At 54.3% G+C, this 15,655-nt stretch carries 11 protein-coding genes; 2 read left to right on the forward strand and 9 right to left on the reverse strand.

Translation table 11 applies throughout. From position 1 onward, the window contains the following. Position 1: 1 nt before the first annotated feature. The 5 genes from BTN82_RS19155 to BTN82_RS19175 all read right to left on the reverse strand — a co-directional run bounded on the left by BTN82_RS19155 (position 2) and on the right by BTN82_RS19175 (position 6,655). On the reverse strand, positions 2 to 532 hold the full coding sequence (locus BTN82_RS19155) for a fimbrial protein (protein ID WP_075120678.1): 531 nt from the start codon (positions 530 to 532) through the stop codon (positions 2 to 4). 10 nt (positions 533 to 542) lie between these two features. Beyond that, on the reverse strand, positions 543 to 3,167 hold the full coding sequence (locus BTN82_RS19160) for a fimbrial biogenesis usher protein (RefSeq protein ID WP_081375497.1): 2,625 nt from the start codon (positions 3,165 to 3,167) through the stop codon (positions 543 to 545). Between the two features lie 89 nt (positions 3,168 to 3,256). Beyond that, positions 3,257 to 4,042 carry a fimbria/pilus periplasmic chaperone gene (locus BTN82_RS19165; RefSeq protein WP_315969270.1) on the reverse strand — a complete coding sequence of 262 codons (786 nt, stop codon included), beginning with the start codon at positions 4,040 to 4,042 and terminating at the stop codon, positions 3,257 to 3,259. A 268-nt stretch (positions 4,043 to 4,310) separates the two neighbouring features. Continuing rightward, positions 4,311 to 4,856, reverse strand: a complete 546-nt coding sequence (fimA, locus tag BTN82_RS19170; protein ID WP_075120679.1) for a type 1 fimbrial major subunit FimA — start codon at positions 4,854 to 4,856, stop codon at positions 4,311 to 4,313. Between the two features lie 1,016 nt (positions 4,857 to 5,872). Continuing rightward, positions 5,873 to 6,655, reverse strand: a complete 783-nt coding sequence (locus BTN82_RS19175) for an EAL domain-containing protein (protein ID WP_075120680.1) — start codon at positions 6,653 to 6,655, stop codon at positions 5,873 to 5,875. A gap of 622 nt (positions 6,656 to 7,277) precedes the next feature. Between BTN82_RS19175 and BTN82_RS19180 the strand changes: the two genes are divergently transcribed. Then, entirely contained in the window at positions 7,278 to 8,180 is a 903-nt protein-coding gene (locus tag BTN82_RS19180) for a helix-turn-helix domain-containing protein (RefSeq protein WP_075120681.1), read from the forward strand. Positions 8,181 to 8,415: 235 nt separating this feature from the next. Here BTN82_RS19180 and BTN82_RS19185 read toward each other — a convergent pair whose 3' ends face one another. The 3 genes from BTN82_RS19185 to BTN82_RS19195 form a co-directional block, all read right to left on the reverse strand. After that, a complete protein-coding gene (locus BTN82_RS19185; RefSeq protein WP_075120682.1) occupies positions 8,416 to 9,807 on the reverse strand; it encodes a formylglycine-generating enzyme family protein in 1,392 nt (463 codons plus the stop codon). A 159-nt stretch (positions 9,808 to 9,966) separates the two neighbouring features. Next, positions 9,967 to 11,694, reverse strand: a complete 1,728-nt coding sequence (locus tag BTN82_RS19190; RefSeq protein WP_075120683.1) for a GMC family oxidoreductase — start codon at positions 11,692 to 11,694, stop codon at positions 9,967 to 9,969. A gap of 69 nt (positions 11,695 to 11,763) precedes the next feature. Further along, positions 11,764 to 12,876, reverse strand: coding sequence for an NAD(P)-dependent alcohol dehydrogenase (locus BTN82_RS19195; protein ID WP_075120684.1), 1,113 nt, complete (start codon positions 12,874 to 12,876; stop codon positions 11,764 to 11,766). A 208-nt stretch (positions 12,877 to 13,084) separates the two neighbouring features. Here BTN82_RS19195 and BTN82_RS19200 point away from each other — a divergent pair, with 208 nt between their 5' ends. Continuing rightward, a complete protein-coding gene (locus tag BTN82_RS19200) occupies positions 13,085 to 14,047 on the forward strand; it encodes a helix-turn-helix domain-containing protein (RefSeq protein WP_075120685.1) in 963 nt (320 codons plus the stop codon). 67 nt (positions 14,048 to 14,114) lie between these two features. On the opposite strand, the gene BTN82_RS19205 is transcribed toward BTN82_RS19200, so the two are convergent. Then, positions 14,115 to 15,116 (reverse strand): alpha/beta hydrolase, encoded by a 1,002-nt coding sequence (locus BTN82_RS19205; protein WP_075120686.1) that lies wholly within the window; start codon positions 15,114 to 15,116, stop codon positions 14,115 to 14,117. Positions 15,117 to 15,655 lie beyond the last annotated feature (539 nt).

Consider the following 15,655-nt stretch of genomic DNA (forward strand, 5'->3'; position numbering starts at 1 on the left):
GTTACTGGAACTCGAGCGTGAATGTCGCTGTTGCGTTGACGTGGCCGGCGGTGACTGGCACCCGGGTGGCCATCAGCCGGGCATGGAAGCCCAATGTATTGGCCTGGCCGGGTTTCAGCGTCGTCCAGGGCAGCGTTGACGACGCGGCATTGAGCGGTAGCGCCGCTTGAGTACTGTCCAGTATCTGGATGCCCATTCCCGATGCGTGCGAGCTGCCGCCATCCAACTTCAGGAGGTTGGTATTGTCGCTATCCGCCGCCCCGGCAAACCCGACCTTTACCGCCGTGGTCGCGGCGCCACAGGGTGAAAGCACGATACGAAAAGCCACCATGGGAGAAGTGGCTCCAACGCTATGGAATTGCTTCGTCGTGTTCTCCAGCAAATCGACGCTGAAATCTTTCGATGCCGTCGCTACCGCGCAAGCGTTATCCCGGACCCGACCGGTGACCGTCAGGGTGCTGTCCGCCGCCAGGTTGTGGCCTGCGACAAGCAACAATGCGAGTCCCGAAAGAACAGAGTGTTTTTTCTTCATGGTTGGTTCCTCAGAGGCAGGCTGCCGTCAATTCGCTCAATGCCTGCTTCTGGCTTTCCTCTGGCAAACGATAATCGGCGACGCAGGTGGTGCCCGCGGTGTCTCCCCATTTCACTCGGACCTGTCCCGCCAGCGGCATGCCACTCAGATAGACCTGCCCGCTATCGGCCACGATGCTGCTCTGGTTGTTGTCGGCAACTACCGTGGCGCCGAAGGGCACAGGCTCGCCGTTTCGGGTCAACGTCATGAGCACTTTCATCCCCACCCGCGCCTTGAACTCGGCCCGTACAATGGCGCCATGGGAAGGCACGACGCTTACTACGGCGTCATCCAGATCCACGTTGTCGGCCAACGTATTGGTGTTCAGGGCTATTCGGTTTTCCCGATATTCCGTGGCGTAAGGCTGGACCGCATAACCGCGCCAGTCGGTGCGGACACCGGTCTGGTTTTCCACTTTCACGCTTTTCGCACCAGGGGCCTTGATCAAGACAGTCGTATCGTTCAACGGCTGGCTGAAAGTGACGCCATCAGCATGGGCCAATACTCCGCCACTCAAGCCGTAGTACAACTGGTCATAGCCGTCGCTGTGGCTGTAGCCGACATTCGCGTTGCCGTACCCCCCACGGTAATTCATCGCCGCATAACCGTTATCGCCACTGCCGCCGTTCCCGCCGTCGGCATAGCCACTCTGCACGCTGTAGCTGAGGTTGTTATCCTCGAGTAGCGTGCCGGACACCCCGGCCAGATTGGTCATCCGCCCTTTAAGATCATGCGACATGCTGTAGCTGGCATTCGCATGGCGCCAGGCGGACTTGCTATCAGATCGGGTCCAGTGGCTGAACGGAATGTTCACGTTTATCGCCAGCATCTGGTCACGCCCGCTTTGCCAGGCGCTTTGGGTCAGGCTGTAGTTCACCGTCCAGCTGATATCGCCAACCGTAGTGTTCAATCCGGCCTGCAACTGCTGATCGGCCTTGTTACTGCCCCAATAGGTCTGGTGACTGCCACTCAGATAAAACGTGGACTTGCTCCCTATTTGCTGGGTGACACTGGCTTGGACCCTGCCACGCTTGTTGTAAGCGAGGTTGTAATAGTCAGTAAGTTTCGGTCTCGTCTGGATTACCCCCGGCTCGGTCTCCAGGTTATAACCGCTCATCCGTTTGTAAGTGGTATCGGCCAGGTTGTAGTAACCCTTGGTGGAATAGCGATAGCCCACCAATCGTATGTTAGTGCCCGTATCGAGCGACTTGTTATACAGAAAGCGCACCGACTGCCCCTGGTGCTTACTGTCATCGGGCAGCGTTGCATTGGCTTGGGTCATGTCCAGCGAAATGGCGCCCAGCCTGCCCATGTTCTTGCCTACGCCCAGGTTAAGCGCGTGGTAACGGTCCGCCAGTTGTGTACCGCCGTACACTGTCCAGCCGTCCGACAGGCCCTGTAATACGGTGCTTTGCAGGAACTTGGGTTTTTCCTGTTCATCCACTCCACTGCGGTATTCACCCGCGGTCAGGGAGTAGCGTGTATGACCCTCACGCTGCAGCAGCGGGACGGAGGAATAGGGCACGGTAAAGACCTGTGCACTGCCATTGGCCTCCTTGATGCTGACCTCCAGGTCGCCACTGCTGCCTGCCGCATAGAGGTCAGTAATGGTGAACGGTCCGGGTGGAACGGTACTTTGGTAGATCTCGTAACCGTTCTGCTTGACAGACACTTGTGCCGTGCCGTGCGCGATGCCGCGAACCACCGGCGCGAAACCTTTCTGGCTGTCTGGCAGCATGTTTTCCTCGGACGCCAACTGCACGCCACGGAAGTTGATACCTTCAAAAACATCACCGCTGGTATAACGGTCTCCGAGCGTCAGTCGCGAGCGCAGCGGCGTAATGTCACGCTCAAGCCAGCTATTAACATGCTGCCATTTGTTTTCATAGGTTGCCGATCCGCCGCCATCGTTATAACTCCAGTTGGTGTTATTGCGTAACCGCCACGCCCCCAGATTGATCCCGCTCTGCAGGCTCAGGTAGGCATAGTTGGTAGTTCCGCCATTATCAAGATGGACATTATTACCGGTGAAGTTGTAGTTGATCAGCCCCGCGTTGATCCCATGATCCCACAACTCTGGCGGAATATAACCGCGCACCTGATTCCCCATAAGCGCCTGCGGGATGGTCAGGTTCAATCGCTGCTGGCCAACGTTAAAGTCAGTCGTAGCATCTTTGATCAAGTCGGCCAATGGCACACAGGCATCGAGTGCGATCTCGTCCATTCCGGGCACCGCCCCGGTGTTCACGCCCATGCCGGATAATTGCCCACGGGTCAAACAAGGTACTAAAACATGGCCTTTCTCGCCTGCGTTAAAGACCACATCGCGAGTGACCATAAACCCGCTATTCAGATAGATATCAACTCGGTATTTGCCCGGCGGAACTTCCTGACCACTTTCGAATGCACTCAGATCCGCCACCGCATCGGGGTTGTCTGACAAGAAACGAGGATTGAAATAGAGTTCTGCCTGTACCGGAACAATCGGCAACGTGATAAAACAGGCAAGCGATATCGGCGCAACACCAACACTAGACAGATAACGTTTGCATAGGCATTCCTCCCGAAGCCCAAACAGCCAGTAACTTTTTTTCATATATGAAATGCCTCTTCCCGGCCGACTCTATCGTCCGGAATTTGGTTCCTCTTTTCACTCGGTTAGGTGCGGTATCGGTCCCGCTCGGACTACTGCGTCACGCCATTCGCCCGCGGGGTCAATGACCCATAGTCATTAATGGTGCGATAGCTGATCTCGCCGCTAGAGCCTGATGGCAACTTGACCGACGTTTCCCCCATTGGGGGAACAAGCGCATTTTCCAATTCCTGGGTACCCGTCCTGAGCTCCGTGACCGTCAGGAAGTAGGGTGTTGGATTGATCAATAGCAAGCTGCTCGTGCTACGGCGAAAACGCAGTTGACTCGCCGCCTGGTCCGCAGGCAAATCCAGTTTCGCTGGGCGGTAATAAAGTTTGATACGGCTGGTAATCGCCAGCTGTAGTGTATTCTCACTCAACTTTGACTTGTCCATGGAAGGAATAGCCTTGACATTGAGCCAGAACAGGCTTTCGCGGTCCTGAGGCAACTGATTATTGGTTGCATCGATAATACGCAGCGTGTTCTCTTTTTTTCCCTGGATGGCAAACAGTGGAGGAGTAATCACAAAACGTCCATCTTTCTGGCCGCCGGCATTTTCCACCCAGGACTGAATAAGATAAGTACTTTTTTCGTCATTATTGGTGACAGGTAATTGTACTTGCTTCTGTCCCGCGGGATAGATTACCCGAGTAGCCCCCAGCGCCACGCCTGCTGCGGCACCGGTTGTATATCCGGTTACGGAAGTCACTAGTAACATCACTAATAAGCAGCGAGTTATCGCCGTTGTTTTGCTCACATTTTCACCTTTTGTTGTTGCCACTGACTCCTGCTTTCGGCCAGCCTCTTCCATCGTATCGTTGAAGGATGGGTAGGCCATCAGTACCACTGTGGACCGTGGGCCGCTGCAGTAAATAAATATCAGGAGGGCAAACTTAGTATCCTCTGCCGAGTGAAACCGGCAACTTATCTGGCCATATCAACCATTATCTTTCGGGTTCTCAACTGAACATGAAAAAACTCAATAATAATGCCCGCCTAATGATTACTTATCGGTGCAAGAGACGTCAGCAGGGAAACCGCCAGGCTCGATACACTCTCAGCATCGTTATCACCCCCTGGCCGCTCCTCCCTGCCTGACGAACTAATTAATCGTATTGAACTTTAAAGGTGGCATCCGCATTAGCAGTACCAGCGGTGGCGACGCCTGTTGCGAAGTAGCGTGCCTGGAAGGGAAGAATGTTGGTGCCTTCGCTAAGGGTGTATTTAGCACCGGCGGCACTGCCATCCAGAGTCATCGGGCTGCCAGTGTTGTCGAGAATTTGTACCCCAACATTGGTTGCACCACCGGCCGCAGAACCTTGAAGCCCCAGAATATTCGGGTTAGTGCTATTAACAGCAGCGCCAGAAAAACCGATGGCTGCCGTTTTGAGGGTCGTAATATCACAGTCGTTCAGCTGGATATTGAACCCCACCGCGCTGCTGGTTTGCCCTGTAGCGGCCAGTGACGCGGAACGTACCTGGCCCAATTGAACAGTTTGATCAATAGACCCCGCATCGACCGCACAAGCGCCATTAACGACTTCGCCTTTGAAGTGTACAGTACCACCGCTAGTAGTGGTGGTAGCGTGAGCCAGCGTAGAACCCAGGGACAGAGCCGACAGCATGAGAATTGCCGAACCTTTGATTTTCATAGCACATTCCTTTCAATAGATTATTTTTCAACTAAACCAGTAGCTACAGCAACGAATGCAATATCGCACCAGATACCGAAGCTACCGAAAGCGCACACCCCCAATATTTATTTAATTGGGATACAACATGCTCTTACAGATGGCGCTCGACTCTCTATAACCAACGAGCAATCTGGAATTTTTCCAGCCTAACTTGCACATAACCCCACGCATTGCTGAACGCAAAAAAAGCAAACAGCACAAGGAGCCTCATATTAATAGAAGAGTCGTTGCTCAATACCAAGCTGTGACGACAATATTATAGATCTCGCAAAAGAGTGCTTTAGAATAACTGCGAAAATTTTATAAAAATTGCTTTAGCCAGCCCTATCAAATCCATGGATATTATTCATTGGATCTTGAATTTCTGACTGCAATCAATCACCACACCAATCCATTTCGCATAGGCAAACCAGAAATATCGGACAATCCATAGATAACTCCCAGCTGACCATTCGGCAGAAGGATGATGTTCATAGGAATTTACAAAAAAGACACCATGCCCCCCCCTGTGAATGATCAAGAAATGAACCTGATCAAACACTCGCAATGGGAGAATGGGAGAATGGGAGAATGGGAGAATGGGAGAATGGGAGAATGGGAGAATTATGATTATTGCAGGCCCGGTAAAGGCTTGCATGAATCATTGAGGACGATAACAGTCGCGTCACACGAGAATCTTGACACACCAGTTCTACAACAAGATATATCAGGCGGAAAATTCCCAGCACATGGCAAGATACCTAAAACAACGCGCTTAACCACATCAAAATGGCTGCAGCACAGGTACCGAGTGCGAGGCATTACACAATGATCAGGGCATCAGAAAAATTCGAATCGATTCGACAATCCTGACTTGCCCAACGCCAGGAACAACCATAGGACGGATATCAATCTCAGGAGCAGCGCATGCTCTATTCATGGGAAAGGAAAGTCGGGTTGTTATCATAACCCCTGCCTTTTCCATAACAGCAACCTTACAACGGTAGCCAGGCACGCCCTTCCCCTTCTTCCAGCCAACACAACATTTCATCAGGGCTCAACGGCTTGGAGTACAGATAACCTTGCCCAAAAGCACAACCCAGCTCCCTGAGCTTGCTCAATTGGCATTCTGTCTCGATACCTTCCGCGATCACGGTCATTTCCAGAGTGTTAGCCAACGCTAGAATCGACTCGACAATATCGGAGCATCGCGGAGAAGTGAGAATACTGGCTACGAATGACGCATCGATCTTCAGTTCAGTGAACGGCAACTCGAACAACCGCTGTAATGATGAGTAACCCACACCAAAGTCATCGATTACCAGTCCACAACCCATGACCCTGAGATTGTACAGGTTCTCAAAAGTACTGGAGTCATCATCCAGCGATCCAGACTCGGTCAGTTCAAAAGACACATTCGACGCAGAAACGGCGTGGCTGCGTAAAACAGAATTGACCCGAATGGCAAAACCCTTGTTGGCAAGCTGCACCGGATGGACATTAAAGGCCAGTTTCATCGGGAGCGCGCCATAGGTACTGTAGCGGTGCACATCCAAGCCCTGCTCCAACAGCTCGAAAAACACCTCATCCATCATGCCCTTCTCAATCACCGTATCGAGAAAAGCCGAGGGCATGAGCATCCCGCGCTCGGGATGAATCCAGCGCGCCAGTACTTCGGCCCCGATAAAACTGCCATCAATCAAATCAAATATCGGTTGTAAATAAGGCAAAAATTCCTTGCGTTGCAACCCCAGATAAATATCTCTCTCGCTAAACATCTTTTTTTCATCGCCCTCTGCAAACCTTCAGCCGAGCCAACTCTGTAAATCGCCAATCAATTATTTGCACATTAAAATAAACTACAAAAAACCCATGATTTACATCATCGACTGCGTGCTGGATTTGGCGAATCATAACAGCAGTAACATTCCCCTCCTTTATAATTATTGTGATGATTGCATAATATTTGCGCTGCCTCGTGAACCATCTATTTAGTCACATTGGAGGCGAGCCCTCCGGATACCTGACCATCGCTTCACACCTTATAGCAAATCCATCTTATCTACTCTTGCTGGTCAATCACATTCATACACACAAGCCCCGCAATAATATTGGTTCTCTTTTTTATTGCCAGACAATCATACCAACCCTTACAACTTTATAGCCGCCGCAACACACATGCTAATTCTTGACTAGCCGATCAACTTCAAGTCCATTACAACGGAACTGCAACTCATCATTAACAACCACCTGACTGCTGCTACTTCTGATAGAGTACCGGCCCTTTTTTACCCCAGCTTCACTACCGCAACTCAAAACCTCCACTAATCTCGATAAAAAAACGACCACCATGTAAAAACAAGGTGTTTTCGCCTCTGCTGTGCCAGGAACAACCCCCCCATGAAGAAAAAAAAACTTATACAAGAGAGCAATCAGCCCATCCATCACCCCAGTGCCAGATCACTTGATTTGGCAGGCATAGTTTATGACTCCGACTGTAAACTCATCACGCGCACCACCCAATGGTCTTTTGGCAGGACCGACCAGATTGTGGTCGAGGGCGATCACGACGTTAAGGTCACGAGAAACAACCACACTATTTTCGTGTTCGAAGACGGGGAAAACGAGCGAGGCCGGGCCACGCTCGATGGCAAGCCTGTTTATCGACGGGGAGTACTACGCGGCAAAATGGACCTTATCCCCAAAGATGCCGAATACATAAGTACTTATATAGGCCCACCAATACGTTTGACCGCCATAAGCTTTTCGGATGAGCTTATCTCGTTGATCCCATCCCGACGCGACCTGTTCCTCATCAGGGCCAGGTTCTACATGACGGACAAATTCCTGCTCGCCGCCTGCGGCGAGTTTGTCAAAACCGACTCTGCCTTGCTTAAAGAAACACTGGCGTTGACGATCCTCTCCCATTCCACTCAGCTTCAAACCGAAAGCAGCCATAGTGGACAGGGTGTTTTGCCGAAACACCTCAAGGATATGTTGGCAGACTACATCGAAGAGTATCTGGATGCTGAAATAAAGATCGCCGATCTGGCTGAACTTTCTCAGATCAGCACCTTCCATTTCATTCGCCTGTTCAGAAATTCTTTCAATCTTACGCCCTACCAGTACATCATCCAGAGACGCCTTATAAGGGCTGAAATACTTCTGGTCCATACCTTGCAACCGATCATCGATATCGCTCTGGCCTGTGGCTTCCAGGGTGCTTCGCAATTCAGCTACGCCTTCAAGAAAAACAAGGGTGTCTCGCCCATCGAGTTCAGAAGACGGCAATCATTGATATGAGTCTCCCTCCGGAGGGCTCCCCGGCCCACTGAGTACTGATGAGCATTGCCGGCCCATGACACATTTCAGTCGCAGCGAATGACCTGCCCAACTGTCGGGCCCAAGCTTCTCCCGAAGGCGGTATTCACCCCCATCAGCAGGAGCGGGCCTCAGGCATAGGCGACATGCCTGAACATCCAGAACTCAAGCAAGGATGTTCAACGCAGCTCTCTGACCAGGACCGCACTGTTTAGCGTCATGGATGGATATCCCGTGCGACTCTGAAGCCATACATGTAGGCACGGAACTGAGACGAGTAATACGTATCACGGTAAGCGATCCGGTCATTAAATGTGTTGTAGGGCCATGCTCCACCCTTCAAGACCGCAAAATGGCACAGGCCGCCCTCCTCGCTGCCCCACTCGCGTTGATTGGCCGGAGCCCCGACAAAATTGCCATGCCAACAATCCGCCACCCACTCCCGCGCATTGCCAATCATGTCGAACAACTCGAAATCATTAGGTTGAAAACTGCCGACCGGAGCCAGATAGGCATAACCATCCGTACACGGAAAATGAGCGAAGCCAAACTGATTGACCTCATCGCTTTCCAGATCGTAGACGTTGGCGAACTTGCACGCTTGTGAGTCGGCTTTGCTACCCCAGAAATAAGCAGTCTGTGTTCCGGCGCGAGCGGCGTAATCCCATTCTGCCTCCGTGGGTAAGCGGTAGGTTTCTCCGGTCTTTCTGGACAGCCATTGGGTATAGGCTTCGGCATCCTGGCGACGGACACAGGTAACGGGTTGATCGTTATTTTGCGGGAACCCGACGTTTTTCAAATTTGCGCGGCTTTCGAATACCAGGCTCAACGGATCCCCTTTGAGCTGAGTGCACCCATCCGGAATCCGATAACCAGTTTCCTGCATGAACGTTAGAAAATTCCCGAGGCTCACTTCATGCGCGCCCAAGGCAAACGCCTGGGTGACCTGTACCGGGTGCTGGGGCGTTTCCCAGGCGACGGTCTGTGGCGTGATGTCAAACTCCTTGTGTTCTTCGGCAGATCCGCCCATCACGAACTGACCAGTCGGGATAACTACCATTCGCTCGCACACCGCTTCGTCGCAATCGGTAAATGACTTGGTCGGCATGACTACAGGAAGTTTCTTTGCCTGCCGGCCCGACTTCCCATCCAAGTTATAGCTGTAGTCCTCCTCGATCCCCTGGCTGAAAAAATCGATTGCACTCCTCCACTCCTGGACAAATTGCTGCAACCGAATCTCTCGCTCCGGACTGAACCCCGTATTGTCATAGTCCGCAGCTGCGCAGCGCTGCGCCAGAAACGCTGACTCCTCGGACAGGCTCTGGAGCGAAGGCAAGATGTCACGATCGACGAAGTTAGTCGTTTGCACAGAAATACCGATGCGCTGGCGATGCAGATGAATGTTCCTTCTCGCTGCCTGCGCGGCCACGGATATAGCGGAATTGGTCGAACCGCACTGCGCCAATCCATTCCACTTCAATGCGCTAGAAAGGCCGCTTAGCTCCCTGCCCACCGCACTTTTAAAGTCTTCGTTGAACCCATGGTGATCGTTACATGCCGACAGGACAACGGAGGATGCCGCCACTGCCATCAAATTATGCAACTTCATAAAAATTAGCCCTTTACGACAATGGTGAAGCAAGCGCTAACTCGATGAACTCAAGTGTTTTTAAAAGGCTCAGACCGCTGTATTCACCATTGAAAAAATAAAAATAGCTTCTCGTGCATAGAGAAACAGGCGCGACCGTCCCCGGCCACGCCAGCTCAATCAGGCCTCTTCACCGCGAATCCGGTCGGAGATTTTCTCCGCCATCATGATCACGTTGGGGTTGAGGTTGATCAGGGGGATTTCCGGAAAGATCGACGCGTCGACGATCCGCAGCCCTTCCAGCCCATGAACCCGGCCTTCGCCATCGACTACCGCGAGCGGATCGCTGGCCAGGCCCATGCGTGCGGTGGCGCAAGGATGCTGTAAGGTGCCGACGCCCTTGGCCAGCGCCTCGCTGATTTGCGCGTCGCTGTCGCCAACGGAAGGCCCCGGATAGATCTCCTCCACGATCAGGCTCTTGAGCGGTTCGGTACGCGCCAGTTTGCGGGCGAGGCGGAAGCACTCGACCATGCGCCGCATGTCGTCCTTGTCGCTCAGGTGATTGAACTGGATGACTGGCGCCTCTTTCGGATCACGGCTCTTGAGCTTCACTGTACCGGTGGACTTGACCTTCATCAGTTCCAGGCCCAGGGAAAACGCCACGCCCGTCTTGCTGATGGCCGGATCGAGCAAGTGCGAAGGAGAAACGGCGATGTCCAGCTCACGTGCCGAACTGGCAAACGATGAGTGCGTCCATACCTGGGCGCCCACGACCGGATGTTCTTTTCCTTTGAGTTCGGCGCGCGCGGCAAAATTCATCCAGTAAAACGCATGGTCCAGCAGTTGGGTTCCCACCGGAGCATCTTTTACCAAGGGGATATTCATCGCGGCGAGGTCCGCCTTGGGACCGACGCCCGAACGCAACAGGATTGCCGTTGTGCCATAGGAACCGGCAGAAAGGATCACCTGTTTACCGAACACTTCGCGGCCGTCGGCCAGCAACGCCGCCTGTGCCCGATTGCCCTTGAACCGCAGCTTGTCGATCAAGGCGTCGGAAAGGATGGTCAGGTTGCTCCGATCGCGCACCTCGCGGCTCAGGTAGGCCATGCCGGTGTTGACCCGCACCCCGTTGACGACATTCATAGGGTTGGGCCCGGCACCGTTGTTGGCGGTCGGATCGTTGAAGTCACTGACCTTGGCGTAACCCAGTTTCCAGGAAGATTCGACCATGGCCTTCTGCACCGGGGTGATGTAGTCCATGGTCAACTGGTGGATCGGGAAAGGGCCGTTACGGCCATGGATCTCGTCACGCCCCGTGTGATAGGTCTCCATTTTGCGGAAGTACGGCAGGACCTCCTCGTAGCTCCAGCCCTTGAGGCCCTTGGCGGTAATTCGCTCGAAATCGTAAGGCAGCGCACGACAAGCAACGGCACCATTGATGGCGGAACTGCCGCCGATGACCTTGCCTCGCGGGGTGTATACCGGCTGTTCCTGTTTATCCGGCAGCGCGTAGTATCCCCACTCGTAACGCGGGTCGGCATTGGCCGCGATGATATTGCTGCTGTACAGCTCTTCCGGATATTGCTCCGGGTCGAATGAAGGACCGGCCTCGACCAGCAATACGCTCTTCTTCCCATTTTCACTCAGTCGTGCGGCCAGCACCGCGCCCGCGGAGCCCCCGCCCAGGATCAGGTAATCGAACGTATTGCCGATGGCCTCTTTGCGCTTGAGACGACTGACGGGAGCCACTGCCGGGCTGGCCGAAGCGATATCGGTCGCGCCTCCAGCGACTACCGCGCCAGCAGCCATGACCACCATCGAACGCTTGATGAAGTCACGACGATCTTCACGGGCATTGATATCGGCGTTGGATGGATTGTCGAGGTGCAACTCTTGATTATCGGACATGCCGAAGTCTCCTGTTATTCAGTGCAGGCAAGAAAGGGAACGCGGGGGGTAGAGGTGAATCAGGGGCGATCAATGCTCATGGGGCATGGTCACGATGGCCTTTACCACTTTGCCGCTGATGCCGTCGGCGATGGCCTCGTTGATCGACTCGAGCGGGTAGATCCGGCTGATTTTTTCCAGCGGCAGTTGTCCTTTACGGTAGTACTCCACCAACTGCGGGATGAAGGTGTCCGGGTCGGTGTCGCCCATGACGCTGCCAATGACCTTGCGTCCGCGGAGCAGCTTCCAGGCATCGAACTCAACCGTCGAACCCTGCGGCAATACACCGGTCATCACCAGGGTGCCCATCTCGCGGAGGCTGTCGAAGGCGGTAGCAATGACTGGACGCACACCACTGGACTCAAAGGCATAGTGCACACCCTGGCCATCGGTCAGCTCGCGTAGCTTCGACGCCACATCGACGCCAGGCTCGGAGAGCACGGTATGGGTCGCCCCCAGCTCCTTGGCCAAGTCCAGCCGCGCCTGCTTGTTGTCCACCACAATGCGACGTGCGCAACCAATGATTCGCGTCGCCATCAGTCCACTGAGTCCCACGGTGCCTGCGCCAAAGATCGCGACGCTGCTGTCGGCGGTGGGCTTGAGCGTATTGAGTACCCCACCGGCGCCAGTCATCACGCCACAGGCCAATGGCCCCAGAAATTTGAGATCGACCTCCCTGGGCACCTTTACCAGCGAGGTCTGATCAGCCACGGCATAGGTCGCATGCGACGACTGACAGAAGAAGTGACTGTGCACCGCACTCGCCCCATTGTGCAGGCAGGCGCTACCGTCACGGCGCGCGCCGCTGAAGTTGAGTTCCATGTGGTGAACACAGAACGCCGGCTGCCCCTGCTTGCACGGCTCGCATTGGCCGCACCGGCCAATCGAAAGCACCACATGGTCGCCAGGCTGGAACCCAGTGACAGCGGCGCCGACCTTATCGACGATGCCCGCGCCCTCATGTCCGAGCACGACTGGAAGCGGAGTGGGCAGGTAACCGTCACGCACGTCGAGATCCGTACGGCAGATGCCGGCGGCGACGATTTTCACTCGCACTTCGCTGTCTCGCGGTTCTTCAAGATCCAGCGTACGGATTGCCAGAGCCTGTTGTTTCTGCTCTGCCACTGCGGCAAGAATTTTCATGGTCTGTCCACTTGTCGACTATCAGGTTATAGGTGTTCTGAATAAATACGGCGCTCCATCAGAGCAATCCGTTATTCAATTAAAAATGTTCGGAAAATCTTTTTCCCGTAATATGCAAGGCACACTGCTATAGCGCAGAAGAGAGTAATCATTCGCCGTACCCCATGCTTGTCCATGGATGTGCTGAAACTTGTCCAGGAGTGATGTCATGGTTCACAAGGTATCTACCGATGGTATTCCCGCTGATCTTCAATTGGAGTTCTGGCGCGAAGCGATCAATGACTACTTCATACGTTTCGATATGAAGCTCAATAGCGAGACGCCCTCTTTCGCTGCCCAGTTCATTCAACATGCCGACGGCCCGATTACCTTCTCCGAAGTAGTTTCAGACGGGCATACCGTTGTCCGCAAAGTACCGGGCCAGATGGATGGCGATGACGACTACTACCTGTTATTGATCCAACGCCACGGCACCAGCCAGATCGAGCAGGCCGGCCGTTCGGTTCTGATGCGTCCCGGTGACCTGGTGTTGTGTCACAGTTGCAGCCCTTATTCGATGAATATGCCCCTCGCGTTCCACCATGACGTGCTGATGATTCCCGGCAACATCATGCGTCACGCTTTACGCACGCCAGAACGCTACACGGCGCTGGCCGTGCCCAATCAGAAAGGCGCGGGCCGACTGTTCATGAGTTTTATCGATTCATTGCGCACGACCCTGCCCGAACTGGATGAGCGCAGTGCCTCTTCAGTGGCCAATGCCACGGTTGACCTGCTATGCGCGGCCCTGCTCGCCACACCAATGGATGAAATACCTCTGAACAGCAGCCTGCAGCAGTACCATCTGCAACGTTTGCGCTTGTACGTTCAAACCCACCTGGCCGACCCGGACCTGAGCGTGGAGCGCATCGCCATTGCACTGCAGCTTTCCAAACGCCACCTGCATGCCCTGTTCGACAGCCAGCCGACCACGCTCAATGCCTGGATCTGGAAGGAACGTGTAGATGCTGCACGGCGGGCGCTGGCGGCACCGGCCAATGCCCATCGCTCGATCACCGATATCGCCCACTCCCTTGGGTTTAAGAGTTCTGCGCACTTCAGTCGGCTGTTTCAATCTGCCGTCGGCATGAGTCCCCGCGATTTTCGAAGCATGGCCAGTGGGGAAGGCTGATCGGCGCACGGCATAACCAGGCCGTTCCGACAGCGCCCTGGTCAATCGATCATGCCGCGGTAAAAACTCAGCAGGATTGCCGGTGGCCCAGCACTCGAACGAGCCAGCGAATACGCGCGTTTCGGGTATCGCGCGAAAGCGCGGCATCGGGCACGAAGCTGTCGTATCCATGAAACCCACCCGGCCAGACATGCAACTCGCATTCGCCCCCGGCATACCAGATCTGGTTGGCGTAACTCACCGCCTCGTCGCGAAAAGTCTCGGCCGACCCGACATCGATCAATGTCGGCGGCAAGTGTGATAAATCGGTCGCACGAACGGGCGCCGCGTAAGCGGAGACATTGGCGGCACCCCGTGACGAGCCCGGCAATGCCGTCCAACCGGTATGGTTGGAAACTCGATCCCAAACACCGCGTCCTTCCATCTGAAATGCCGAAATACTGTCATTACGATCATCCAGCATCGGATACATGAGGAGTTGCGCGGCAATCGCCGGGCCACCGTGGTCCCGAGCCAACAGACAAGTGGCTGCCGCCAGGCCCCCGCCCGCGCTGGCACCTGTGACAACGATACGGCATGGATCACTGCCCAGCTCCCGGGCCTGTTCGCTGACCCACGCCAAGCCCGCGTAGCAATCTGAAACGGGGCCGGGATAGAGCGTTTCGGGCGCCAGGCGATATTCGACGGAGACTAGCGGCGCGCCAAATCGAGCGGCCATTTCCAGCGCCGCCTCGATGCCATTGCGGTTGTCGCCGCTGATCGTGCCGCCGCCATGGATATAATAAAACAGCGGTGCATCGGCGGTCTGCTCCACCGGCAGGCACAACAAGAGCGAAATATCCGGCGCACCAACCAACCCCTTGATCTTGCGCTCCTCGACCCGATACAAGCCATCACGGGTCAAATCCAGAGCACTCGGGGTCAGGCTGTATTTTCGGCCCCGCTCGATACTGCTCAAGCTATCGAACACAGGGATCTGAGGCGCGATGGCTTTCAGGGCGACAGCAAGTTCCGGGTCGAACGGTAGCGGTGTGTGGACCTGTCCACGCAATGGTTTCTCAACTTCCATAAGTTACTTGTCTCGTCACCCAACTGGGTTTTTAACAGTAGCTATCCAGTAATGATAAAGACCATCGATTCGATCTTGCTTGACTGTAAAAGAACAGGGTATTGCCTGAGCGTGCACTACAACTCGCGCATCGGCATGTCCGGAAGCACAAATAGCCATTTGCTTCCTTATCGCTCATTGCATCAGGAATCTATATTCAACGCTCTTGAGTAACGCCTCATCGAACTTATCCAAAACCATCTAACGTCATCTCTTCTTCGTCTCTAATCCACTTCTCCCAACCCCTGCATTCCTTCAATCAACCGAGGAGAACTTGCACGCAAAGTCTTTGCTTGTATCCGGGGGATTAGCAGCCCTTTGCCGGAAGCCCAACGCCCTGACAGCCCCGCCCGATCAATCTGCAACCAGTGGATTTCTCCGAACACCATTCAGAAACATCTTATTTATCCCCCCAGAACAAACCCGCATGCTTTGCCCCCCCGCAAACCTGCCTGGCACCCGGGCGCAACGCTGTTGCCCAACCCTGAGCCAAGCCTTGC

The sequence above is a fragment of the Pseudomonas chlororaphis genome (assembly GCF_001921865.1).
Lineage (GTDB): Bacteria > Pseudomonadota > Gammaproteobacteria > Pseudomonadales > Pseudomonadaceae > Aquipseudomonas > Aquipseudomonas chlororaphis_D.